General features: G+C 65.6%; 16 protein-coding genes and 1 pseudogene. 7 read left to right on the top strand and 10 right to left on the bottom strand.

Going from position 1 to position 23197, the window contains the following annotated elements; all coding sequences use genetic code 11:
• Positions 1–22: 22 nt before the first annotated feature.
• Complete coding sequence (locus tag AC5Y7D_RS04140) at positions 23–1354, top strand: acyltransferase family protein (protein WP_499921931.1); 1332 nt, start codon at positions 23–25, stop codon at positions 1352–1354.
• On the opposite strand, the gene AC5Y7D_RS04135 is transcribed toward AC5Y7D_RS04140, so the two are convergent.
• The 4 genes from AC5Y7D_RS04135 to AC5Y7D_RS04120 form a co-directional block, all read right to left on the bottom strand.
• Positions 1293–1736, bottom strand: coding sequence for a nuclear transport factor 2 family protein (locus AC5Y7D_RS04135; RefSeq protein WP_499922173.1), 444 nt, complete (start codon positions 1734–1736; stop codon positions 1293–1295). The two genes, AC5Y7D_RS04140 and AC5Y7D_RS04135, sit on opposite strands and share 62 nt — an antisense overlap.
• Positions 1737–1747: 11 nt before the next feature.
• On the bottom strand, positions 1748–2872 hold the full coding sequence (locus AC5Y7D_RS04130) for an FAD-dependent oxidoreductase (protein ID WP_499921929.1): 1125 nt from the start codon (positions 2870–2872) through the stop codon (positions 1748–1750).
• Positions 2869–3762 (bottom strand): DUF1295 domain-containing protein, encoded by an 894-nt coding sequence (locus tag AC5Y7D_RS04125; RefSeq protein WP_499921927.1) that lies wholly within the window; start codon positions 3760–3762, stop codon positions 2869–2871. The genes AC5Y7D_RS04130 and AC5Y7D_RS04125 overlap by 4 nt, the downstream gene beginning before the upstream one ends.
• A gap of 139 nt (positions 3763–3901) precedes the next feature.
• Positions 3902–4177 carry a DUF4235 domain-containing protein gene (locus tag AC5Y7D_RS04120; protein WP_499921926.1) on the bottom strand — a complete coding sequence of 92 codons (276 nt, stop codon included), beginning with the start codon at positions 4175–4177 and terminating at the stop codon, positions 3902–3904.
• Positions 4178–4561: 384 nt separating this feature from the next.
• Here AC5Y7D_RS04120 and AC5Y7D_RS04115 point away from each other — a divergent pair, with 384 nt between their 5' ends.
• Positions 4562–8557 carry a PPE family protein gene (locus AC5Y7D_RS04115; protein ID WP_499921924.1) on the top strand — a complete coding sequence of 1332 codons (3996 nt, stop codon included), beginning with the start codon at positions 4562–4564 and terminating at the stop codon, positions 8555–8557.
• Between the two features lie 15 nt (positions 8558–8572).
• On the opposite strand, the gene glgX is transcribed toward AC5Y7D_RS04115, so the two are convergent.
• Positions 8573–10690, bottom strand: coding sequence for a glycogen debranching protein GlgX (gene glgX / locus AC5Y7D_RS04110; protein WP_499922172.1), 2118 nt, complete (start codon positions 10688–10690; stop codon positions 8573–8575).
• Between the two features lie 392 nt (positions 10691–11082).
• Between glgX and AC5Y7D_RS04105 the strand changes: the two genes are divergently transcribed.
• A complete protein-coding gene (locus AC5Y7D_RS04105) occupies positions 11083–12594 on the top strand; it encodes a glycoside hydrolase family 183 protein (protein ID WP_499921922.1) in 1512 nt (503 codons plus the stop codon).
• Between the two features lies 1 nt (position 12595).
• On the opposite strand, the gene AC5Y7D_RS04100 is transcribed toward AC5Y7D_RS04105, so the two are convergent.
• Entirely contained in the window at positions 12596–13432 is an 837-nt protein-coding gene (locus tag AC5Y7D_RS04100; protein ID WP_499921920.1) for an SDR family NAD(P)-dependent oxidoreductase, read from the bottom strand.
• Positions 13433–13469: 37 nt separating this feature from the next.
• Between AC5Y7D_RS04100 and AC5Y7D_RS04095 the strand changes: the two genes are divergently transcribed.
• Positions 13470–15083, top strand: coding sequence for an arylsulfatase (locus tag AC5Y7D_RS04095; RefSeq protein WP_499921916.1), 1614 nt, complete (start codon positions 13470–13472; stop codon positions 15081–15083).
• Positions 15084–15098: 15 nt separating this feature from the next.
• Here the strand turns inward: AC5Y7D_RS04095 and AC5Y7D_RS04090 are convergent, their stop codons facing one another.
• Positions 15099–16502 carry a fatty acid desaturase family protein gene (locus AC5Y7D_RS04090; protein ID WP_499921914.1) on the bottom strand — a complete coding sequence of 468 codons (1404 nt, stop codon included), beginning with the start codon at positions 16500–16502 and terminating at the stop codon, positions 15099–15101.
• 15 nt (positions 16503–16517) lie between these two features.
• A complete protein-coding gene (locus AC5Y7D_RS04085) occupies positions 16518–17615 on the bottom strand; it encodes a ferredoxin reductase (protein ID WP_499922171.1) in 1098 nt (365 codons plus the stop codon).
• Positions 17616–17805: 190 nt separating this feature from the next.
• Between AC5Y7D_RS04085 and AC5Y7D_RS04080 the strand changes: the two are divergent.
• The 3 genes and pseudogenes from AC5Y7D_RS04080 to AC5Y7D_RS04070 form a co-directional block, all read left to right on the top strand.
• Positions 17806–18444 (top strand): annotated as a pseudogene (locus AC5Y7D_RS04080) (SDR family NAD(P)-dependent oxidoreductase); the annotation flags it as partial.
• 274 nt (positions 18445–18718) lie between these two features.
• On the top strand, positions 18719–19426 hold the full coding sequence (locus AC5Y7D_RS04075; RefSeq protein ID WP_499921912.1) for a GAF and ANTAR domain-containing protein: 708 nt from the start codon (positions 18719–18721) through the stop codon (positions 19424–19426).
• 42 nt (positions 19427–19468) lie between these two features.
• On the top strand, positions 19469–20224 hold the full coding sequence (locus AC5Y7D_RS04070; RefSeq protein ID WP_499921909.1) for a GAF and ANTAR domain-containing protein: 756 nt from the start codon (positions 19469–19471) through the stop codon (positions 20222–20224).
• Positions 20225–20231: 7 nt separating this feature from the next.
• Here AC5Y7D_RS04070 and AC5Y7D_RS04065 read toward each other — a convergent pair whose 3' ends face one another.
• Both AC5Y7D_RS04065 and AC5Y7D_RS04060 read right to left on the bottom strand, forming a co-directional pair.
• Positions 20232–21035 carry a GAF and ANTAR domain-containing protein gene (locus tag AC5Y7D_RS04065; RefSeq protein ID WP_499921907.1) on the bottom strand — a complete coding sequence of 268 codons (804 nt, stop codon included), beginning with the start codon at positions 21033–21035 and terminating at the stop codon, positions 20232–20234.
• Positions 21036–21089: 54 nt separating this feature from the next.
• Positions 21090–22724, bottom strand: a complete 1635-nt coding sequence (locus tag AC5Y7D_RS04060; RefSeq protein ID WP_499921905.1) for a fatty acyl-AMP ligase — start codon at positions 22722–22724, stop codon at positions 21090–21092.
• Between the last annotated feature and the right edge of the window lie 473 nt (positions 22725–23197).

Below are 23197 nucleotides of genomic sequence, written 5' to 3'. Positions count from 1 at the left end.
CCCGGGTGGGCATGCTGGACGAATGCCTCTGACGACCTTCATGCCCAACCCTGCCGCGCTGTCCGATGACCGCCGGCGCGACCGCGCCGTCGATGTCGCGCGACTGACTGCCCTGGTCGTGGTGATGTTCGGACACTGCGCGCTGCTGCTGGCCACCATCGACACCAGCGGCGTGTGGATCGGGAACATTCTCGGCGAGATGCCCGCGCTGACCCCGGTGACCTGGGTGGTCCAGGTGATGCCGCTGTTCTTCCTCGCCGGGGGCGCCGCGGGTGCCTACGGCTGGCACTCCGACATCGCTTGGGGCGCGTGGCTGTTCACCCGGGCACAGCGCCTGTGCCGCCCGGTGTTCTGGTACCTGGCGGCGTGGACGGCGGCCCTGCTGGTGGTGCGGGCGACGCTGGGCGCGGAATCAGCCGACGGGCTCGGGCGCGAATGTGTGGCGCTGCTGTGGTTTCTCGGGGTCTATCTGGTTGCCCTGGCCTTCGTACCTGTGGTGACCCGGCTGCGCACCGGGGGTGCGGCGGCGCTGAGCGTTCTCGGTCTGCTCGCTGTCGCGGCGCTGGTCGACGTGGTCCGCTTCGCGGTAGGCACACCCGAATCCGGTGTCGCGAACTTCCTCATCGTGTGGCTCATTCCGGTGACGATCGGCGTTGCCTACGCGCACGGACTGATCGGTGTGCGCGCGGCTGTGGTCTCCGCCGTGTTCGCATTCAGCGCACAGGTGGCTTTAGCGCTCGGCGGTACCTACGAGGTTTCGCTGGTGGTGACCGGCGCGGAGCGAATGTCCAACGTGTCGCCGCCCACGCTACTGCTGGCGCTGCACTGCACCTGGATGTCGTGTGCTTTCGTGGCTGCCGCCGGACCGATCCGCCGCTGGGCGCAGCGTCCTCGTGTCTGGCACGCGGTCGCGGTGGGCAACGGGGGAGCGATGACCCTCTACCTGTGGCACATTCCGGCGATCGCCGTGGCCGCGTTCGCTCTGAACGCCGGCGGCCTGGACGCCTACGACGTGCACGCGCCCGGGTTCTGGGCACGGCTCGCACTGCGGGCCGTGGTGTTCGCCGCCGTCATGGCTGTGCTGTTCCGGCTGCTCTCACCGCTCGAGCATCGCCGGTTGCCTTGGTGGGACGCGCCGCTCCGCTCCTTCGGCATCCGGTCGGCTGCCGCCGGTGCGCTGATCTGCATGGCCGGGGTGGCGCTGGTTGTGTTGGCCAAGAACGGGTTGGCCGGTGCCGACGGTTGGGCGGCGCTCGGCGGCTTCTTGGTCGCGGCGGCCGCCGCGCGGGTGGTTATCGGCGTGCCAGCTGTGCGCTCGGGGCTGCCCAGTCGGTCGACACCGTCCGCCGCTTGAGCAGCCATGTGCCCTGCGCGGGCACCAGGATGTCGCGATAGCGACCGAAGTGGTCGAGCCCGGCATGGGTGACCACAGTGAAGTAGGAAGAGACGTGCGCGCGGTCCACGGCCAGATCGGTGAACAGTACGTTAGTCACGATGTGCCGGACGACTGCCTTTCCGGCCGCGCCGGCGGTGGTTGCGAGGTCAGCGGTGACACCGCCCAGAAAAGCCGTGATCTCGGATCTGCCGTGCAGCGGTTGGCGGCCGCGGATTTCCAGCACACCGTCCGAACAGAACGTTGCGGCGAGATCGTCGATCCGGCCGGCATCACCCGACCAGTTGTACCGTGCCAGCGTGTCGCGAATCTGCTCGCGCGCAACGAGTTCCCACATCTCCATGGCTGGCAGGCTCACCCGAACGGGCGGTTGTCACGAACGCCACGGTAGATGCCCCAACGCACGATCAACGGCATCACCACGTGCTGAACCGACCACAGTGGAAAGCGCAGCGCGTGACCGGTGGGGAAAAACACTTCCAGGCCATCGCGCTGCACACCCACCAACGAACCCCACCGGCGCCCCGGTGCCCGGAAGGTCCGCAACGGTCGATCGGCGAAGGCGGCGCGAATGTTCCGCGCTACCAGCACATCACCACGGTTTCGCGCGGAACTGCGCAGCGGATCGGTTGCCGCCACATCCCCGACCGCGAAAATCTCAGGATGTCCGGGTACCTGCAGTTCCTGAGTCACGCGAACAAACCCACGCTCATCGAGCAATTCCGTTGGCAGCCAATCGGTGTTGGGACGCACCCGCCCGACCGCCCACAGCACCGCATCGGCCACCGCCGGCGTCTGTCCGGTACTCCAGCGCACCGGTTCGCTGGTGATCTGCTCGCCGGTGAAGTCGTCGGTGATCACCGCCCGATGCCCCGGGTGGAGCCCCACCCCCAGCTGTGCCAGCCGGCGCGCGACCCGCGTCCAGATCCGCGGGTGATAGTCGGTCAACGGGCGTTCCCCGGGGAAGTAGAGGTCGATGTGCTTTCCGGGCCAGGTGGTGGCCAGGTTGACGGCACTGCTGACCGCGGCCGCGCCGCCGCCGACGATGATCACCGACTTGGCCGTTGCGAGCTGTTCGTGGGCGGCATAGAGGCAGACGCCGATCTCGGCGGCGGACTGTAGGGACGGCTGGCGCCAGAAGCCGTTGCTGACACCGGTGGAGATGACCAGCACGTCGTACGCCTCGGTGATCGGCGTCCCGTCCGCACGGCGACCAAAGACGGCGCGCCCGCTGAGGTCAAGTCCCGTCAGTGCGGCCTGCACCGTCCGAATGCGGTCCAGCTTGCGGAATCTGTCAAAGGGAATCCAATAATCCCGCGCCCAATCGTCAGGCCGGGCCAGACGCATACCGAGTTCCTGGCCACTGACCAAACCGGGTTTCGCCGAGATGCCGACCACGTCGAAGTGCGGGGCCAAGTGGATGGCGGTCAGCACGCCGACGTCGCCAAGCCCTGCGATGACGACTCGCTTGCGGCTCATGCCGCGTGATTTCGTGGTGGTCTGGGGACGAAACGCGACACCCGGTCGACCACCCGCTGATAGTCCGGGCGGCGCTGCAGGCTGCGCGTCTCCATCATCGGAATGCTGGCACCCAGAAACATGCCGAGCATCGCCGCCGCGCCGGCGAACATCCACCATGCATCCGACGGTGAGGCGGCCACCCCGAACAAGGCGAGGGAGAACCAGAAACCGAACTCGCCGAAGTAGTTTGGATGCCGCGACCAACTCCACAACCCGCGGTCCATTGCGGCGCCGTGGGGGGCGTCCCGGACGAACCGGTGCATCTGCACGTCGGCCGTCAATTCGAGCACGACCGCTGCCATCCCGAGTACGAAGGCGACCAGTGCCAGCCAGCGGATACCGGGGCCGGGCTTGGTCATGCAGACGTACACCGGCAGCATGCCGGCGAACACCTGCAGGGTGGGGATCAGGTGGATAGCCGCCAGGTCGACGATGAATGCCCATCGCCCGGCGCGCTCCTTGAACATCGGGTAGCGCCAGTCCTCGTGATGCAGGCCCGGAAATCCGTAGACCCAGTTCGCGGTCAGCCGCACCGCCCATACCGTGATCAGCACCGCCGCCAGCCAACAACGGAGTTGGTCGACGCCCGACCCGGCCTGACTCCACCAGTAGAACGCCAGCAGTGGTGGAATGACGCTCCAGTACGCGTCGTAAAAGCTCGAGTTGCGGTAGAAGCGGCTGAAGACGAACACCACCGCCGTGGCCAGGACGTCGGCGATCAGGGTATCCAGCCAAAGGTGTCCGGTGGCGGGCCCCCAGACCAGCCAGCCGGCCGCCACCCCGATCGCGATCACATATGCGACCGCTACCAGTGCCAGCGATCGCGCCTTTCCGGCCGCGGTCTTCATGAATTCATCTCTGCCACAGCGCTTTTTGGCGAGCACACGTCGTCCGGGTCTCCTTAAGCGCACTGCCCGGTTGGCCCGGGCCATCGGCCACGGTCGGCAGAACTGTAACACGTTCTACCGGCGCGGCCGACGGTCTGCGTCAGGATGCGGGCGACTCGTGGGTGACGGCTTGGTAGCCGCGGGCGCCCGCCCGGTCGACCGCGGCTTTGACGACCCCGAATATCAACCCTTGCAGGCCGGCGCCTATCAGAGCGGAGCGGGTGGAGTTGTTCAGATCCTTCGGGTCAGGCGGCGCCTGGTCGTCGTCGCTGAAACGCTTCCAGACCTGACTGAACAAGGCGCCTGCCAGCAATCCGCCGGCAACACTGGTGGCAATCGATAACGGCAAGTAGACGGCTTTCGACTTTGCGCTCATGACAGTCCTTCGTTTGCGGTGTTCATGCGGTTGCTGCTATCGGTGTTCCCGGATCTGTCCGTTCTGCAACGCAGGGATCTCGGCACGGGCGATGGGCTGCGCCGGCCACCGGAATTCTCGGCTGCCCTGCCACAACGCCGTCATATTCGATGGAAGACATTTCGCGAAAGTAGAAACAAATTCCACCATGGCCAGCTATGTTCTTGCTGCCAAGCTGCTCAGTTCTGACTCGATCTCGTTTTGCGGGAGGCGCGTGATGGTACGCAACACGCGGTGCACGGAATGGGTCCACGGTGGGCGGCTGCTGGGGGGTTGCATTTGCCGGGCGCCTGCGCGGAGGGGCGGTCGACCGGTTGAGCCCACCAATTGAGAACGGACCGTGTCATGAATTTTTCGGTGCTGCCACCCGAGATCAATTCACTGCTCATGTATTCCGGTGCCGGGTCGGCGCCGATATTGGAGGCCGCGACGGCCTGGGATGGTTTGGCCGGTGAGTTGCAGTCCGCGGCATCGTCGTTCAGCGCGGTCACCTCTGGACTCATCGACGGATCGTGGCAGGGCCCGGCGTCGGCGGCCATGGCCGCAGCAGCCGCTCCTTACGCGAACTACCTGAGGGCGGCGGCGGCCCAGGCCGCGGGCACGGCCGGCCAGGCCGTCGCCGCGGCGGCGCTTTTCGAAGCCGCACAGGCCGCGATCGTGCCGCCGGCCTTGGTCGCGGCCAATCGTAACGACCTTGTGGCACTGGTCATTTCGAATTTATTCGGGCAGAACGCACCGGCCATCGCGGCCACCGAAGCTTTCTACGAGCAGTTGTGGGCCCAGGATGTTGCGGTGATGGCGGGCTACCACGCCGGGGCCTCCGCGGTGGCCGAGGCGCTGGCTCCTTGGGCGGCCACCCTGCCCGGTCTCGAGGGCGTCGACTTCAGCATCTCGATCTTCGGTCTCCAACTGCTGCAGACGGGCACCGCCCAGGCCAACACCACCTTCGGCGGGTTGGCCATTGCCTCCGGAGCCAATAGTTCGGCCAGCGCCGACCTGGCCGATGTCGCGTTCGCATTCGGTAGTGGCAGCAGCGCAGCGGCAACCGGCGGCGTGCTCAATATAGCGGGAGTCATCGGCAGCAATTCGGCCGCAAGCGCCACGGGCGCCGTGAACATCGGCACCGGCGCTCTGGCGTTCGGCAACAACAACAACGTCGTGGCCAGTGCCGTCGGCGTCGGAAACATTGGTACGGTCGCGGCCGCCTTCGGCAACGACAACACCGTGTCGGCGACCGCCGAGGGTGTGCAGAACAACGCCACCGTTGCGGCCGCGTTCGGCAACAACAACTCCGGTGTGGCGGCCAAGGTGACCGGTGTGGAGAACACCGGCATCGTCTCGGCGGTGTTCGGCAGCAACAACACCAATGTTTCGGCCAGCGCGTTCGGCGTCGAGAACAACGCTGTGGTGGCCGGAGTCGCGGGCAGCGGCAACGTCAATGTGCTGGCAGCCGCCGGTGGTGTGGGCGGTAACGAGGGAGTGGTCGCGGCCGCGCTGGGAAACAATAATGCGGTCGCGGCCACCGCGACCGGAGTCGGCGGAAATCTCGGCACCGTGGCCGCGTCCGTGATCGGCAACAACAACGTGATCAACGCGACCGCGACCGGCGGGGGTCAGCTCGGCACCGTGGCCAGCGCCTTGTTCGGTGACAACAACGGCGTCAGCGCGACCTCGATCGGCCTGGAGAATGTCGCCACCGTCGCCACCGTCGGTGGCAGCGGCAACACCGCAGTGTCGGCCGACGCCAGCGGGTCGGGAAACATCGGGACAGTGGCTACCGCGTTCGGTGCCAACAACCCCAGCGTCGCGGCCAGCGCCCTGGGCGCGGGCAATATCGCCAACGTCGCCACGGCGTTGGGCAACGGCAGCACCGTCTCCGCCAACGTGATAGGGGCCGGCAATATCGCCACCGTGGCGACCTCCGGCGGTAACAACAACGGGGTCGCAGCCAGCGCCGTCGGTGTCGGCGCCAACACCGCTCAGATCGCCACCGCATTCGGCAACGGCAACACCCAGGTCAGCGCGGATGCCGGTGGTGCGGGTGGCAACATCGCGACCGTCGCCACCTCGCTCGGCGACAACAACACCGCAAAAGCCAGTGCATTCGGCGCCGGCAACATCGCCAGCGTGTCGACCGTGTTGTTCAGCAACAACAACAACTCGGCGGCCGAAACTATCGGAGTCGGGAACGTCGCCACCCTGGCCACTTCCTACGGGAACGACAACAACGTCTCCGCCGAGGCCAAGGGAGTCGGCGGTAACACCGCCACCATTGCCACGGCCATCGGCCAGGGCAACTCCAAGGTGGACGCCGACGCAGGTATCGCCGGTGGCAACATCGCCACGCTGGCCACCGTCTTCGGCGACAACAACACGGCACAGGCCAGTGCGCTGGGTGCGGGCAACACCGCCACGTTGTCCACCGTGCTGTTCAGCAACAACAACACCTCCTCGGCCAGTGCTCTCGGAGTGGAAAACATTGCCACCGTGGCCACTTCGTACGGCAACAACAACAACGTGTCGGCCAGTGCCCCGGGTGTGGGCCTGAACGTGGCAACCTTTGCCACCGCAATCGGTGAGGGCAATACGCAAGTCCACGCCGAGGCCGGCGGCGGTGGCGGTAACACCGCCACCCTGGCCACTGTCATCGGAGACGGCAACTCAGCGTCCGTCGTCTCGACCGGGCTGGGCAACACGGCCAACATCGGCACCCTGATAGGCAACAACAACACCGCGAAGGTCGACGCGTTCGGCGTCGAGAACATCGCCACCGTCGCCACCGCCATCGGTGACAACAACGGCGTCGCCGCCAGCGCGCCGGGCGTGGGCGCCAACATCGCAACCTTTGCCACCGCGATCGGCGACGGCAACACCCAGGTCTCCGCCGCGGCCGGTGGCGGAGGCAGCAACATCGCCACCCTGGCCAGCGTGTTCGGTAACAACAACACCGCCACGGTCAGCGCCACGGGCCTGGGCAACATCGCCACCATCGCCACCGGAATCGGCGACAACAGTGGCCTGTCGGCCAGCGCTTTCGGCCTGGAAAACATCGCCACGGTGGCGACTTCCTACGGTGACGGCAACACCACGGTGGCGGCCGAGGCCGGCGGCGCCGGCGGCAACATCGCCACACTGGCAACGGTTTTCGGCAGTGGCAACACCACGACGGGTGCGCGCGCGATCGGTGTCGGTGGCAACATCGTCACGCTGGGCACGGTGATCGGTGACGGCAACGAGGCGGTGTCGGCGAGTGCTACCGGGTCGGGCAACATCGCCTCGATCGCCACCGCCATCGGCGACCGGAACACGGCTACTGTCGACGTGACAGGCGTAGGGAACGTGCCGGTCGCCTCGACGGTGATCGGTGACGGAAACTCGATGAAGGTCAGCGCCTTCGGCTTGGAGAACATCGCCACTCTGGGCACGGTGTACGGCGACGGAAACACCGGTGGGGTGGTCGAAGCCGGCGGCGTGGGGGGCAACATCGCCACCCTGGCCACGGTGTTCGGCGACAACAACACCGCGGCCGTGGCAAGGGCCGTCGGCATCGGCGGCAACATCGCCACTCTCGGCACCGCCATCACCGACGGCAACGCGGTCTCGGCGACTGCCAACGGGGCCGGCAACATCGCCACAGCCGCCACCGCCTTCATCGGCGGTGGCAACACCGCCACCGCGTCGGCAACCGGGCTGCAGAACTACGCGACCCTGGCCACCGCCGCGGGTGCGGACAATGGCGTGTCCGCCACCGCATCGGGCGTCGGCGCCAACATCGCTACCCTCGGCACGGCGATCGGCGACGGAAACACTCAGGTCGCTGCCACCGCGGGTGGTGTGGGAGGCAACATCGCCATCGCAGCGACCGCGGTCGGCGACAACAACTCGGTCGCGGCCACCGTTGCAGGTCTGAGCGTCGGGGGCGTCGCCACCGCGGTCGGCGACGGCAACACCGGAGTCACCGTCCATGGGCATCAACCGGCCAACTTCGGGATCGTGTCAACCGTCGTCGGCTCGGGCAACAACCTCATCGCGGCCCACGGCTACGGTCCGCTCAACTTTGCTAACGTCGCCACGGTGGTCGGCGACGGCAACCACGACGTCTGGGCCGGCGGCGCGGGCGTCTTGAACATCGCGGTGACCGTTGGGAACGACAATTTCGCGCTGGCCGGCGACCAGGCCGGGGCACTGGTGGCCGGCAACTTCGCCATCGTCACCGCCAACGGTGCCGGCGCGAAGGCATTCAACGGCTTCCTCAACCTGGCGGTCGCCGCCGGAGACGGCTTATTGCCGATAGCCGGCCCAGGTAGCTTCAACGTGAGTATCCGGCCCTTCACCGCATAGAGTAGCTGCGTCTCGTCAGTCCTCACGCTGAGTCTGTTTGAGCAGCAGCACCGCGCGGCCTTCGACCACGATCTTCCCCTTCGGCGGCAGCGCCTCCGCACCGTCAACCTGTCCCGTTGCGGTGGCGGTGTTGAGCACGGGAAGCCAGCCCGGCGCGAATTCGTCAGGCGGAAGCACGAACTCGATCGGCTCGTGGTGGGCGTTGAAGCACAACACGAAGGAATCGTCGGTGATGCGTTGTCCGCGCGAATCGGTACCCGGAATGCCCAGCCCGTTCAGGTACACCGCTACCGACTTGCCGAAACCCGAGTCCCAGTCCTCGTCGCTCATCTCCGAACCGTCGGGCCGGAACCACGAGATGTCCGGCAGGCCTTCGGAACCCCGTAGCCGCACCGGAGCCCCGGTGAAGAAACGGCGCCGGCGAAACACCGGGTGCGCAGCGCGGACTGCCGCGACCGCGCGAGTGAACTCGATGAGGTCGTTGTCGGCGTTGTCCCAGTTGATCCACGTGAGCTCGGAGTCCTGGCAGAACCCGTTGTTGTTGCCGTTCTGCGTACGACCGAGTTCGTCGCCGTGACAGATCATCGGAATACCCTGGGACAGAATGGTTGTCACCAGGAAGTTCCGTTGCTGGCGGGCGCGTAGCGCATTGATTTCCGGGTCGTCCGTAGGACCTTCGGCGCCGCAGTTCCAGGAACGGTTGTGCGACTCGCCGTCATTGTTGTCTTCGCCGTTGGCTTCGTTGTGCTTCTCGTTGTAGGACACCAAGTCTCGCAGCGTGAATCCGTCATGCGCGGTGACGAAGTTGATCGAGGCGATCGGCCGGCGCGCGGTACGCTCGTAGAGATCGGCGGATCCGCTGATGCGGGAGGCGAATTCGCTCAGGATGGCGTCCTCTCCCCGCCAGAAGTCGCGGATGGTGTCGCGGAACTTGCCATTCCACTCGGTCCATTGCGGCGGGAAGTTACCGACCTGGTAGCCACCGGGTCCGACATCCCATGGTTCGGCGATCAGCTTCACCTGGCTGACGATCGGATCCTGTTGCACGAGTTCGAAGAACGCCGACAACCGGTCGACGTCGTAGAATTCCCGCGCCAGGGTGGAGGCCAGGTCGAAGCGGAACCCGTCGACATGCATCTCGGTGACCCAGTACCGCAGCGAATCCATGATCAGCTGCAAGGTATGCGGATTGCCGACGTTCAGGCTGTTGCCGGTCCCGGTGTAGTCCATGTAGTACTGCTTGTCGTCATCGACCAGCCGGTAGTAGGCGGCATTGTCGATGCCGCGCATCGAAAGGGTGGGACCCAGGTGGTTGCCTTCGGCGGTGTGGTTGTAGACGACGTCCAGGATCACCTCGATGTCGGCCTCGTGCAGGGTGCGCACCATGGCCTTGAACTCCTGGACCTGGCCGCCGGGGGTGTTGCTGGCGGTGTACTTGAAGTCGGGGGCGAAAAAGCCGATTGTGTTGTAGCCCCAGTAGTTTGACAGCCCCTTGTCGATGAGCGTCGAGTCGTTGGCGAAGTGGTGCACCGGCATCAACTCGATTGCCGTCACACCCAGGCTGGTCAGGTGCTCGATGATGGCCGGGTGCGCGATCGCCGAGTAGGTGCCGCGGATCCGCTCGGGGATCGCGGGGTGAGTCTGGGTGAGGCCCTTGACATGTGCCTCGTAGATGATGCTGTCGGCGTACTCGTGGCCCGGGGGGCGGTCGACACCCCAGTCGAAGTACGGATTGATCACCACCGACTTGGGCATGTTGGCCGCCGAGTCGTCGTCGTTGCGGCTGTCGGGGTCGCCGAAGTTGTAGCTGAACAGCGACTGGTCCCACTGGAAAGACCCGTCTATCGCTTTGGAGTAGGGATCGACCAGCAGCTTGTTCGGGTTGCACCGGTGGCCGTTGGCGGGATCGTAGGGGCCGTGTACCCGGAACCCGTAGCGCTGGCCCGGCTGGACGCTGGGCAGGAACGCATGCCAGACGAACCCGTCTACTTCCGGGAGTGCAATCCTGGTCTCGGCCCCGTCATCGTCGAACAGGCATAGCTCGACCCGCTCGGCCACCTCACTGAACACGGCGAAGTTCGTGCCGAACCCGTCGTAGTTGGCGCCCAGCGGATAGGCCTTTCCCGGCCACACCTCGGCCTGATGTTCTGGTTGGCCCGAACGGGCGGTGGCCTCCGGCGTCGCGGTCTGCCCTGCGCTGACGTTGGTAACCACCGTGCCTCCTGGATGTCGACGAATTGACCGAACTGGGAACACCGGCGGTCGCGCACTGTATATCCGCTGACCGGCCGGGTTAAGCATGAGATCGCTCTCAGTCTTGGCCGGGTGCGCGGACCGCGTGGACACTTCTTCTCGGCCTGCCGGGCCGGGTCAGGCCGGGCCGGGCCAACGGCCGAGGGGTTGCGACACGGTCACGGACACATACCTATTCGCTGCTCACAGGTCACATCCACCACATTGCTCACTATCGTCACATCAACCCATGCGGACGTCAATTTGGCGTCCGGCTTTTGGAAAGGTGTGACATGTCGGCGATTCCTCGCTTCGTTTCGGTATCGCTGGCAGCGGCTGCTGTTGTCGGACTCATTCTCCCGATCGGCATCGTGACCGGCGTCGTTCCGGAGGCGCATGCGCTGCCCTGCAGCGCGCCCGAAGCGAACGTTCCGCCCCCGGCGAACGCCGTGGTGACCAATCCGGGCGGCAAGGTGCTGGGTCCGATGAACAAGCGGCCGCGGGGCGCCAACGACCGTGCACCGTTACCCAGACTGGGGCCGTTGCAGCGCGTGCTCCAGCCGGGCCAGCGCTACTCTGCGCCTCTTCAGCAGCAGGCCCTGGTACCCGGTGCCAACCCCGCTCCGCCCGCTCCGACGCCGCCGGCCGCGGGCCAGCAGCCCCCGGCCGGTCAACTGGCTCCGGTTCCGGAGGCAGCCGCGGTCCCGCCGCCGAACCCGGCGCCCGAGGCGGCGCCGCCGGCCGGGGCGCCGGACTCCGAAGGGGCTCTGGGGGGCTCCAACACCTCGCTGGTCGAGTGGGTGACCGGACCGGAAGGGCCGAACAAGACGCTTGAACGCTTCGGCATCTCCGGGACGGACCTCGGGATCCTTTGGGACAACGGCGATCCCGGCAACCATCAGGTGCTGATGGCCTTCGGCGACACCTTCGGCTACTGCGCCGTCAAGGGCGACCAGTGGCGGTACAACGTACTGTTCCGCAGCAACGATCACGATCTGTCGCACGGACTGCACGTGGCGACCGGCGATCCCTCCAACCGGTACGCCGGCTCACCGACCCAGCAACCGGGCTTCTCCAGGCAGGTCATCAACAGCATCAAGTATGCGAAGGAAGAGACCGGCATCATTCCGACCGCTGCCATCTCGGTCGGCAAGACTCAGTACATCAACTTCATGTCGATCAGGGACTGGGGCCGCGACGGGGAGTGGTGGACGAACTATTCGGGCATCGCGATGTCCAACGACAACGGCCAGACGTGGGCGGTGTATCCCGGCACCATCCGCGCCAACGGACCCGACGCCGCGCGGGTCCCCTACGTCGAGGGCAACGAGAACTTCCAGATGGGGGCCTACGTCAAGGGCGGCGACGGCTACCTGTACTCCTTCGGCACACCGAATGGTCGCGGTGGCGCGGCGCACCTGTCCCGGGTGCAGCCGCGCTTCATTCCGGACCTCACCAAATACGAGTACTGGAATGGTGATTCGAACTCCTGGGTGCCGAACAAGCCGTCGGCGGCCACTCCGGTCATCCCGGGCCCGGTGGCCGAGATGTCGGCCCAATACAACACGTACCTCAAGCAGTACCTGGTGATGTACACCAATGGCGCCAACGATGTCGTGGCCCGGACCGCGCCGGCGCCGCAGGGTCCGTACGGTCCGGAACACCTCCTGGTATCGAACTTCCAGATGCCGGGCGGTGTCTACGCACCGATGATGCATCCCTGGACCACGGGCAAGGACGTGTACTTCAACCTCTCGTTGTGGTCGGCATACGACGTGATGCTGATGCACACCACGCTCGGCTGAGTTAGGGAGCGATCGGGCGATTGGTCCAATCCCGGCCGGCCCGGCGTGACGAGCGGAACCACCCGCCCGCGGCGCCGGTACCGCCATCGGTCGGAATCGTATGGCCGGTGACGAACGCCGACAGGTCCGATGCCAGGAAAAGGATGACCCGAGCCTGATCCTCTGGTACTCCCATGCGTCCGATGGGAACCCACTGTGGCCACCGGGCCTGCTCGTCGGGGGACAGCCACTGGGAATAGGGCACCTGCAGCGATTCGGTGACATCGGGGCCGATCGCGTTCACGCGCACGCCGTCGCGACCGACCTGCACCGCCAGGCTGCGGGTGAACTGGATGACAGCCGCTTTGAACGCGGCGTACACCGGATCCTCCGGATAGCCGCGCAGTCCCTCCACCGACGAGACGTTGACGATCGCGCCGGAATGCCGATCGATCATCATCGGCAGAAAGGCCCGGGTGACCAGGAAGACGTGGTGCAGGTTCACCTGATAGAGCTCGTCCCACAGGTCGGGGGAGGTACCGGCGAAGTTCCCGGGGTGCCGCACCCAGTGCCCGACGTTGTTCACCAGCACGTCGAGCCGCCCGTAGCCGTCCCGCACGGTGTCTGCCAGGGCGGTGACCTGGTCGGCGTCCCGCACGTCGGTGACCACCGCTTGCGCCGCGCCGCCTGCGGCCACGATGTCGTCAGCGGTCCGCTGCGCGCGCTCGACGTCGGTGTCGGCGATCACCACCCGTGCGCCATGCTCGGCGAACAGCCGGGAGGTCGCCGCGCCGATGCCGCCGGCTCCGCCGGTGATCACCGCGATGCGATCGGTCAGCAACCCAGTTGCGTGCGCCATCCTCATATCTTGGGCCGAAGCTGACAAGATGCTCCAGGTGACCCGACCCAACTTCCTGGTGATTGTGGCCGACGATCTCGGCTTCTCCGACATCGGCGCGTTCGGCGGCGAGATCAAGACCCCCAACCTGGACCGGCTGGCCTATCAGGGGATCCGGTTCACCGACTTTCACTCGGCGCCGGCGTGCTCGCCCACCCGCGCCATGTTGCTGACCGGAACCGATCACCATGTCGCGGGCATCGGCACCATGCTGGAGGTCGCTGTTCCGGGATTTGCCGGTGCGCCCGGCTATGAGGGCTATCTCAACGACCGGGTGGTGGCATTGCCGGAGTTGCTGCGCGACGCCGGCTATCTGACGTTGATGTCGGGCAAGTGGCATCTGGGGGCCACCATCGAGACCTCGCCGTGGGCCCGCGGTTTCGACCGCTCCTTTGCGCTGTTGCCGGCCGGCGCCAGCCACTACGGCAGTGGTGGTGGTACAGGATTCCTCTCTGTCCCAACCATTTACACCGAAGACGACCACTTCGTCACCGTCGGCGACGACTTCTACTCCTCGGATTACTACACCGACACCTTGTTGCGCTACCTGTCCGAACGGTCGCCGCAGGACGAGCGACCGTTCTTCGCCTATCTGCCGTTCCAGGCGCCGCACTGGCCGCTGCAGGCACCTGACGAATCCGTCGCGACCTATCGAGGCCGCTATGACGAGGGACCGGATGCGTTGCGCGAGGCGCGATTGACCGCGCTGAAGCGATTGGGCCTGTGCCCGTCTGACGTCGAGCCGCATCCAGTGGTCGCCGACGGTTCCCCGGAGTGGGCTGACATGAGTGACGACGAGCGGGCGCGGTCAGCGCGCAGCATGGAGGTCTACGCCGGGATGGTGGACCGGATGGATTGGAACATCGGTCGGGTGATCGACTACCTGGCGGGGACCGGCGAACTGGACAACACGGTGGTGATCTTCCTGTCGGACAACGGCGCCGAGGGTGCGATCGTCGAGGCGATGCCGCTACGCGGCCCGCAGATCGCAGCGCAGATCGAAAAGTACTGCGATAACAGCCTCGACAACCTCGGCCGGCCCAGTTCCTATATCTGGTACGGCCCCCGCTGGGCGCAGGCCGCCACCGCGCCGTCGCGCCTGCACAAGGCCTTCACCACGGAAGGCGGGATCCGTGTGGTCGGTTTCGCGACCTGGCCCGGCTTCGAGCGTCAGCGAGAGATCGGCACCGCCTTCGCCACGGTCATGGATATCGCACCTACCGTGCTGGAACTGGCCGGCGTCGAGCACCCCGGCACCGACTGGCGAGGCCGCGAGGTGGAGCCGATGCGGGGCCGGTCACTGGTGGGCTATCTGTCAGGCTGCGTCGACAGCGTGCACGACGCGGAAACGGGTACCGGCTGGGAGCTGTTCGGTCGGCGTGCCATTCGACAGGGCGACTGGAAGGCCCTCTATCTGCCCGCGCCGTACGGCCCGGGCGCCTGGCAGTTGTACGACCTGTCCGCCGATCCCGGCGAGATCCACGATCTGGCTGCCGCGCATCCTGACAAACTTGCCGAGCTTGTCGCGCTGTGGGATCGCTATGTTGAGGACAACGGGGTGCTCGTCGAGCCCATATCGGTGTTCGACGCTGACCCGGCGCTGTTCGGCTGAGGCCGGCGCGGACGCTCAGTCCTTGCCGCGGGGTGGCGGCTGCACCTCTACGCCGCCGGACTCGTGCTCTGGCCCGGCGTCCGGGTGCTCGGCCGGAACCCGCTCGCGGAACCGATTCGACTCGCTGGCCTCGTGGTCTACCGACGACCGTTCGGCACTGCGGTAGGGGCCCGGCTTCGGCCGCGGCTTCCCGCCCGGGAATGCCAACCGAAAGATGGTGCGGTGCACCATGAACCACTGCTTGGAAAAACGCCCGGAATTGTACGGCAGCTCGTAGCGCTCGCAGATCTCCTTGATCTTCGGGGCGATCTCCGAGTACCGGCTGCTGGGCATGTCCGGATAGAGGTGATGTTCCACCTGATAGCCGAGGTTGCCGCTGATCACATGGAACAGCGGGCTGCCCTCGATATTGGCGGCGCCGACCAACTGACGCAGGTACCATTCCCCCCGCGTTTCGTCCTCGACTTCTTCCTGGCTGAAGGTGTAGGTCTGGTCGGGAAAATGGCCGCAGAAGATGATGGCATGTGCCCATACGTTGCGGATGACGTTGGCCAGCGCGTCGGCGGCCAGAGTGCGCAGATAGGTGCTTTCCACGCCGGGCAGCGCTCGGTCGAAAAAGGTAGCCGTGGCTCCCATCCGGCCGTTGCCGGAGATCTTGCGGAGTCGTCGGCCCAGGCGGGACTCCGCCGGTTGATCGAGCCGTCCCCGCAGGGCGAGTTGCACCAGCGCAAACGCCCCGGCGCTGATCACCGGCCAGCCGATGTAGTCCTTGATGATCTGCGAGCGTGCTTTGACACCGATCCCTTTCAAATCCTTGCGCACCTCGGACCACGGCTTCTCGCCGGCCCGAATGGCGTCGATGTCCATGTCATGCACGGCCACGCCCCATTCGAACAGCGCGGTCAGAAGCAGGTTGTAGATCGGTTGACCCAGATACCTGGGATGCCACTTCTGGTGCGGATCGATCCGCATGATCTCGTAGCCGAGATCCTTATCCTTTCCCCGGATGTTCGTATAGGTGTGGTGGATGAAGTTGTGCGAATGCTTCCAGGACTCCGCGGTCGAGGCGGTATCCCAATCCCACACCGAGGAATGGATGTCCGGATCATTCATCCAGTCCCACTGGCCGTGCATCACGTTGTGGCCGATCTCCATGTTCTCCAGGATTTTGGCCATCCCAAGGCATGCGGTCCCCAGCACCCACGCCGTTTTCGATCGAGAGCCGAGCAGCAGGACCCGCCCGGCCACCACGATCTGGCGCTGTACCGAAATAACCGTCTTGATATAGCGACGGTCCCGGTCACCGAGGTCGGCGAACACCTCGTCGTGAATGGCGTCCAACTCTTTTCCGAGTTTCTCCCGTTCTTGTTCTCCCAGGTGGGCGAACGGGTTTTCCGGGCGTTGCAGAGTAGAGGTCACTGCGGCTCCTTTCGATCAAAGTTCGAGTTCGATGTCGCCTTCGGCGCTGTGTATGCAGATCCGGACGTCCTGTCCAGTCGGTTCTGTGACGTCGCCCGAGCGCAGATCACGCAACTTGCCCGATTTGAGCGTGCCTACACAGGTGTGACAGATGCCGATCCGGCACCCGAAGTTCAGCTCCAGTCCGGCGTTCTCGCCGGCCTCCAAAATTGATGTGCCACCGTCACATTGGGCTTTCTTATCGCTCTTGAGAAAGCACACCTCGCCACCCTCGCCGGCTTCGGCGTCGCCACCGATCTTGGGCTGAAACCGTTCGTAATGCAGGCGGTCCGGATCGCCGTTGTTCTCCCAGTGCTCGATCAGCGCGTCGAGCATTTCCTCCGGTCCGGAACAGAAAGCTTCGCGCTCACGCCAGTCCGGGCACATCTCGTCCAGATCGCCCGGCTTGAGCCTGCCGCGGTCGGAGGTGAGGCGCAGGTCCAGGCGCATGCCCTCGTGGCGGCCGGCGAGGTCTTCCAATGCGGAAAGAAACATGACCTGCTCGCGGGTGCGGGCGGAATGGATGACGAGCACGTCGCCCATCGCGTCGCGATGATCGAGGCTGCGCAGCATACTCATGATCGGCGTGATGCCACTACCTGCGCTGATGAACAACATCTTGGCCGGCAGCGGCTCGGGCAGGGTGAACACACCTTCGATCTCGCCGAGGCGTACCAATTCCCCGGGCTGAATCTTCTCCACCAGATACGGTGAGACGACGCCGCTGTCCACCTTCTTGGGTGTCACGCTGATCAGCCCGTCGGCGGGTTCCGGATCGGAGGTCAAGGAGTACGCGCGCCAGTGGTACACGCCGTCGATCACCAGTCCCAGCCGTACGTATTGCCCAGGTTTGTGACCGGGCCATTCGTACCCCGGCCGGATCAGCACACTCGCCGCTTCCGAACCCTGCGGCTCGACGCGCTCGACCTTCCCCCGGAGTTCTTTCGTCGTCCAGAGCGGGTTGATCATCTCGAGGTAGTCGTCGGGCTGCAATGGCTTGAACAACTGCCGCACCGCGCGGAGAAACCATCTGCGGCCACGGGGGACTTGGGGCTGAGCACCGCGTTCGGCCATGTCCATAACAGTACACACTTGTACACTGAAATAAACCCGGCAGCAGCAAATTAAAGCTCTCTGCAGCATCTTTGCTTGTCAGAGCTAAACCGCTTGCGAAGCGCACATACGTTCACCGAAATAGACCAGCCGGTTGTCATCACCCCGGCTACCGTGATGAGGATTACCCGACCGCCGCGGTCTAAACCGCGGGATCGGTTTAGCCACCGCAAAAGCCTTCGCAGCCCACGGATCTCGCGTCTTCATCGGCGATCTTGACGCCGACTTGGCCGCCGCGGCCGCCACCGGGATCGGGGGGCACGGGATGGCTCTGGACGTCCGCTCCAGGCAATCCTTCGCGGCGTTTCTGGATGCCGTCGGCCGGTGCGCCGCTGACGGTGTTGGGTCAACAACGCAGGCATCATGCCGGTCGGCCGATTTATCGACGAGGACGACGCGATCACCGATGGCGATCCTCGACATCAATGCCAGGGGCGTGCTGATCGGCACAAAGCTCGCATTGCCCGGCATGCTTGCCCGGGGCACCGGCCACATCGTCAACGTCAGTTCGTATCTGGGCAAGGTGCCCGCAGCGGGACTGGCGACCTACTGCGCAAGCAAGTACGCGGTCGTCGGGTTCAGCGGAGCGCTGCGTGACGAGCTCGCCGGTACCGGTGTCACCGTCTCGGTCGTGCTGCCTTGCGCCGTGCGTACCGAACTGACCGCCGGGGTCAAGCTCGGCGGCGTGCTACCGACGGTCGACCCTATAGACATTGCGAACGCGGTGGTTAGGTCGTGCGCGCGCCGGCGTGCTGTAGTCGCGGTGCCCGGCTGGATGCGCATCTACTAGGCTGCGGCCGCGACCGTGCCAGACCGGCTGGTCGCTGCCGTGGGTGGCCGCCTCGCCCGCACGCGTGTCCTGCCGACACTCGACACCGGCGCGCGTCCGGCTACGAACTGCGGTGCGCCGATGTAACGACTGACTTGCGAGGCGACGCGGTGCGGCCGCGGTCAGGTGACGCTGGTCCTGCGGCCCGCCGCGATCGCGTTGTGCTCGTCAAACCGCGCGACTAGTGCAAGGGTGGGGGTATGACGCTGCCGCCGCGACCTGCATTCGGCTAGATGTGGCGATCTACGAGGAACTCCTCGCGGCCGTCGACGGTCGCCACGGCGTAGACGCCGCCGATCGACTGTGTGAAGCATGCGTGGATCTGCTCGACGTGGATGCAGCGGCGATATCACTTGTCTTCGACGGTGCGAGCAGCGCAACGCTGGGGTCCAGTGGAACGCGCGCTCGCATCTACGACGAACTGCAGTTCACCCTCGGCGAGGGGCCTTGCCTGGAGTCGGTGGCGCGACGTTCGCCCGTTCTGGTTTTCGATCTCGCCGACCCCGAGGAGTCTCGCTGGCCTGCGTACGGCCCTGCCCTGTTGGCTCACCAGATCAGGGGTGTATATGCGCTACCCGTCGTCGTGGCAGGCGAATATGTCGGCGCTCTAGACCTTTTCCGGGTGCGGCCGGGTCAACTGATGAGCGATGACTTGACCGGCGCAACCGCCGCTGCCGAGCTCGCCGGCGTCCCCGTTCTGGACCTTCTGGACGGCGATATGCAAGCTGGCGTGGCCGACCCGACCAGCGATGCGTGGGCCGAATTGAACAGCCTGAGTCGGGCCGAGGTCAGCCAGGCCACCGGCATGCTCGTCGCCCAGCTGGAGATCGAGCCCGCCGAGGCTCTGGTCCGGTTGCGCGCCCATGCTTACGCCACCGGCCGCAGCGCTACCGACGTCGCTCGCGACATCCTCGACCGCCGACTGAAGCTCGACGCCGACTGATGCGGAGAGTGCGGCTGGGAAGGCTCCAAGAAGAAGGCAAACATGACTGACACCCCCCGGGAAACAGGCGTGCTGGACGCCGTCGTTTCGCTCGTCGACAGTTTGCTCGATGACTTCGACGTCGTCGATTTGTTGACCGACCTCACAGAACACTGTGCCGAGTTGCTCGACATCGAAGCGGCGGGCATCCTGCTCGCGGATCCGCTGCATAAGCTCCACCTGCTGGCCGCCACCTCAGAGCAAGCCCGTGAACTCGAACTCTTCCAGCTACTGGCCGACGATGGCCCATGCCTGGATTGCTACGCGACCGGTCAACCGGTATCGGTGGCCGACCTCCGGAACGAAGGCGACCGGTGGCCGCTATTCGTTCCCGCCGCGATCGGGGTCGGCTTCGCCTCGGTGCACGCGGTCCCGATGCGCGCCGCTGGAACCGTTCTGGGCGCACTGAACTTGTTCGGTACCCACCCAGGCGAGCTCACCGAGGCCGACCTGCTCGTCGGCCAGACCCTGACACACATCGCGTGTGTCGCCATCCTCCAAGAACACCCACCCACCCCCGTGACCGTGCTACCGCAGCTACGCTCCGCGCTGACCAATCGTGTCGTCGTCGAGCAGGCCAAAGGCTTACTCCGCGAGATGCTGGATGTGTCCGTGGAGGAGGCGTTTGCGCTGATGCGGACCTACGCGCGGGCCGGCGGCGAACACCTGACTGGCCTCGCACGCAGGTTGATGAACGATCGGGATGCCCGGATGCAACTCGTCGCGGAATTTACCGAAATTCTTTCCGCATCAGACTAATACGGGTTCAAGGCCGTCGTGCTCGGGCGCGCCGAGCGGCCTCTTCGACCAGTCGTTCGGCGACGGTGTGCAGCTTGACGTTCTGGGATTGGCTCAATTGGGTGAGTCGGTCGAACGCCTCTTCCGTGCTCCCGCCCGACCGGCTGCGGATGATCCCGATCGCCTGATCGATCACCGATCGAGTGTCCAACGCCCGTTGCAGTCGCATCGTCCGTTCGTGCGCTCTGGCCAACAATTGGGCGTTGTGCACCGACACGGCGGCGGGTATGGCGAACTGCGCCCCCAACCGCACCGCGTGCTCGCCGAAGGCATCGCGGCGCTTGGCGTAGGCATTGATCGAGCCGATCACCTCGTCGCCGACGATCAACGGCAGCGCCAGCGCGGAATGCACTCCCAGCCGGGCTACCCGGCCACCGAAACGCGGCCAACGATCATCGCTACCCAGTGATCCACTCACCATAGGCCGCCGCGACTGCATACAGCTGATGCACGGCCCCTCGTTGAGCTCACCGTACTGCATACTGTCGATCTCGTGGACCAGCATCTCGGTGGCCGCCCAGGTCTGAATTCGGGATAGCGCCTGCCGCTGGTCGGCCACGGCCACGCAGACGCCATCGGTACCTGGAATCGCCTGAGCAGCGAACTCCGCTACATCCCCGAGAAGTTCGCTCACCCCGCGGGCGCCGGCCACGATCCCGGCCACGCCACGCAGACCGGCATACAGTTCGGCCTCGTCTGCTTCCAATTGGGCAGGGGAGAGTTTGGACTGCGGCGGTGTCTCGCGACCGGGCTGGGCGTCGAAGTCGGTCAAAGATCCCCTTTCCGGCACTTCAGCACCAAATTACTACTGCAGACATCCAAAAGCTCACGCGATGAGCACCAATGCATTTGCCCGCCGCAGCTTGCCCGACGGAGTCTTCGGAATCATCCCGGGCTCGAGCACAACCACATTGCGAGGCCGGACCTCGACGTCGGCAACTACCTCGTGGGCAACCTGTTGCTCGATGCGGCGCACTTCCGCCGGATCCTGCCAGCTGTTGGACTCCACAGCTATAGCAAACGTCTCCCGAGAGTGTCCGGCATTCAGTCGCACCGCCACCGCACATCCGGGCCGAACCCCGGGGACACGCGCAGCGGCGCGTTCAATGTCGGTGGGGTAGATGTTGCGGCCGGCCATGATGATCACGTCCTTCACTCGGCCACAAACTACGATGTGCCCCGTCTCGGTGAGATAGCCCAGGTCGCCGGTGTCGTACCAGCCCTGTTCGTCTTGAGCCGCGACGAAACCGGCCATCGTTGTGTAGCCCTGGGTCACCGATTCGCCGCGGATTTCGATGACGCCGACGCCGCGGGCGGCCAGGATGTTGCCATCTTCGTCGACGACGCGCGCCTCCAGCCCCTCGAGCAGACGCCCAAGTGTGGCAAACCGACGAGTTTTGCCCCTGGTGGCCGGGACTGCGCGGTTCAGCACGGCGAGCAGGTCGGCGTCCACCTCGTCGACCACCAGGCCGGCGCCGCACTCGGTGAACGATGTCGCCACCGTCGTCTCGGCCATCCCGTACGCCGGCAGGATAGCTTCTGGCCGCAACCCGAACGGCTTGCCGGCGTCGCAAAGCTCTTCGACATCGGCGGGTTCGACCTGTTCGGCGCCCGAGAGCGCCCACCGCAGCGTGGACAGATCGAACTGGCCCGGTGTGGCCTGCCTGCGCAGGCGTCTGGCGAACAGCTTGTAGGCGAAGTTGGGTGCCGCCGTCATCGTGCCCTGGTACTTGTCGATGAGCCTGGCCCACAGCAGCGTGTCGTTCAGGAAGTCCATTGGCGTGACCTTGACCAGTTCGGCACCGAAAAACATCGGCACCGTGAGGAAGCCGGTCATGCCCATGTCGTGGAACAGTGGCAACCAGCACACGATTACATCGTTGTCGACGTCGACCCGCGCGCCGTTGAACATGGCCTCCGCGTTGGCCACGAAATTGCGGTGGCTGATCCGAACGGCCTTGGGCGAGCCGGTGGACCCTGACGTCAGTTGCAACAGCGCGAGGTCTTCATCGTCGGTATCGACCGGAGTAATCGGTCGGGCGCCGAGTAGCTGCCCGATTGGCAGCACCCGCAGACCCAGCTCGGACAGCAATGGGGCCGCGGCCATGAATGGGTCGGAGAGGACAACCGCATTGGCGCCGATCATTTTGATGACGGCGGTGGTTTCGGCGGCCCAGCGCCGCAGGTCGGTGCGCGGAGTGGGCTGGTGCAGCATGGTCAGGCAGGCGCCGCGCATCCAAATGCCCTGCGCGGTCGGGGCAATCTCGACCGGGGCGCCGGCCAGCACCGCGACCGCGTCACCGTGGCCGACGCCGGCCGTGGCCAAGCCGCCCGCGATCCGGCGGGCCCGCTCGTGCACCTCGCCCCAGGTATGCCGGATCGGGCAGTTCGGCTCTCCCGTGATCATGCCCTTCGTACTGGACTGGGCGGTCCCATACATTGTTTCGGTGAATCTGCTCATCGTTGTTCCTTTGGCTTCTGCGCGGATGCGCCCCGATCGTTCTCCGGCCGTGCGGCGGCGAGTTCGTCGGCGGCAGCGTAGGTAGGTGTGAAATGTTGGACACTTAGGTGGTGGACTGCGACCTGTGTCGCGAAAATGCTTTTAAACCAACATAATTCGCGCCGTTGTCTAACCCAGAACACCTGGCGAGGAGTGCGGCTGTCGATGACCACAGCAGAGCGCGTCCCCTTCGCGCACACCCGAAATGGGCCGTCGTTTCGGCTGAAGCGACGCGTCGAGTAGTTCAGACGGGTTGACGGTACACATTCGCGTGCACTGCGGCGCGGAAGCGCGCCGATATCGCCGACAAGCGCGGCGATCACCCTGACGCTCCAAGCACGGGACCCGTCGTTGCCGGTCCGGGCCAGTGCGACGGCACAAACCGGTGTTGTCGGCTAACCGGGGGGAGCGGAGACGGTGCGGCAGGGACCACT

This window comes from Mycobacterium sp. NGS49 (assembly GCF_059812565.1).
The sequence above is the reverse complement of the archived record's forward strand: the minus strand, read 5'-3'. Positions and strand labels throughout refer to the sequence as shown.

Bases quoted from the DNA above. Each gene is read 5' to 3' on its own strand.
- AC5Y7D_RS04100 (WP_499921920.1), bottom strand. From the start codon at position 13,432: ATGGCGCACGCAACTGGGTTGCTGACCGATCGCATCGCGGTGATCACC.
- AC5Y7D_RS04135 (WP_499922173.1), bottom strand. From the start codon at position 1,736: ATGGAGATGTGGGAACTCGTTGCGCGCGAGCAGATTCGCGACACGCTG.
- AC5Y7D_RS04060 (WP_499921905.1), bottom strand. From the start codon at position 22,724: ATGAGCAGATTCACCGAAACAATGTATGGGACCGCCCAGTCCAGTACG.
- AC5Y7D_RS04130 (WP_499921929.1), bottom strand. From the start codon at position 2,872: ATGAGCCGCAAGCGAGTCGTCATCGCAGGGCTTGGCGACGTCGGCGTG.
- AC5Y7D_RS04070 (WP_499921909.1), top strand. From the start codon at position 19,469: ATGACTGACACCCCCCGGGAAACAGGCGTGCTGGACGCCGTCGTTTCG.
- AC5Y7D_RS04140 (WP_499921931.1), top strand. From the start codon at position 23: ATGCCTCTGACGACCTTCATGCCCAACCCTGCCGCGCTGTCCGATGAC.
- AC5Y7D_RS04085 (WP_499922171.1), bottom strand. From the start codon at position 17,615: ATGGCCGAACGCGGTGCTCAGCCCCAAGTCCCCCGTGGCCGCAGATGG.
- AC5Y7D_RS04125 (WP_499921927.1), bottom strand. From the start codon at position 3,762: ATGAAGACCGCGGCCGGAAAGGCGCGATCGCTGGCACTGGTAGCGGTC.
- AC5Y7D_RS04120 (WP_499921926.1), bottom strand. From the start codon at position 4,177: ATGAGCGCAAAGTCGAAAGCCGTCTACTTGCCGTTATCGATTGCCACC.
- AC5Y7D_RS04115 (WP_499921924.1), top strand. From the start codon at position 4,562: ATGAATTTTTCGGTGCTGCCACCCGAGATCAATTCACTGCTCATGTAT.
- AC5Y7D_RS04105 (WP_499921922.1), top strand. From the start codon at position 11,083: ATGTCGGCGATTCCTCGCTTCGTTTCGGTATCGCTGGCAGCGGCTGCT.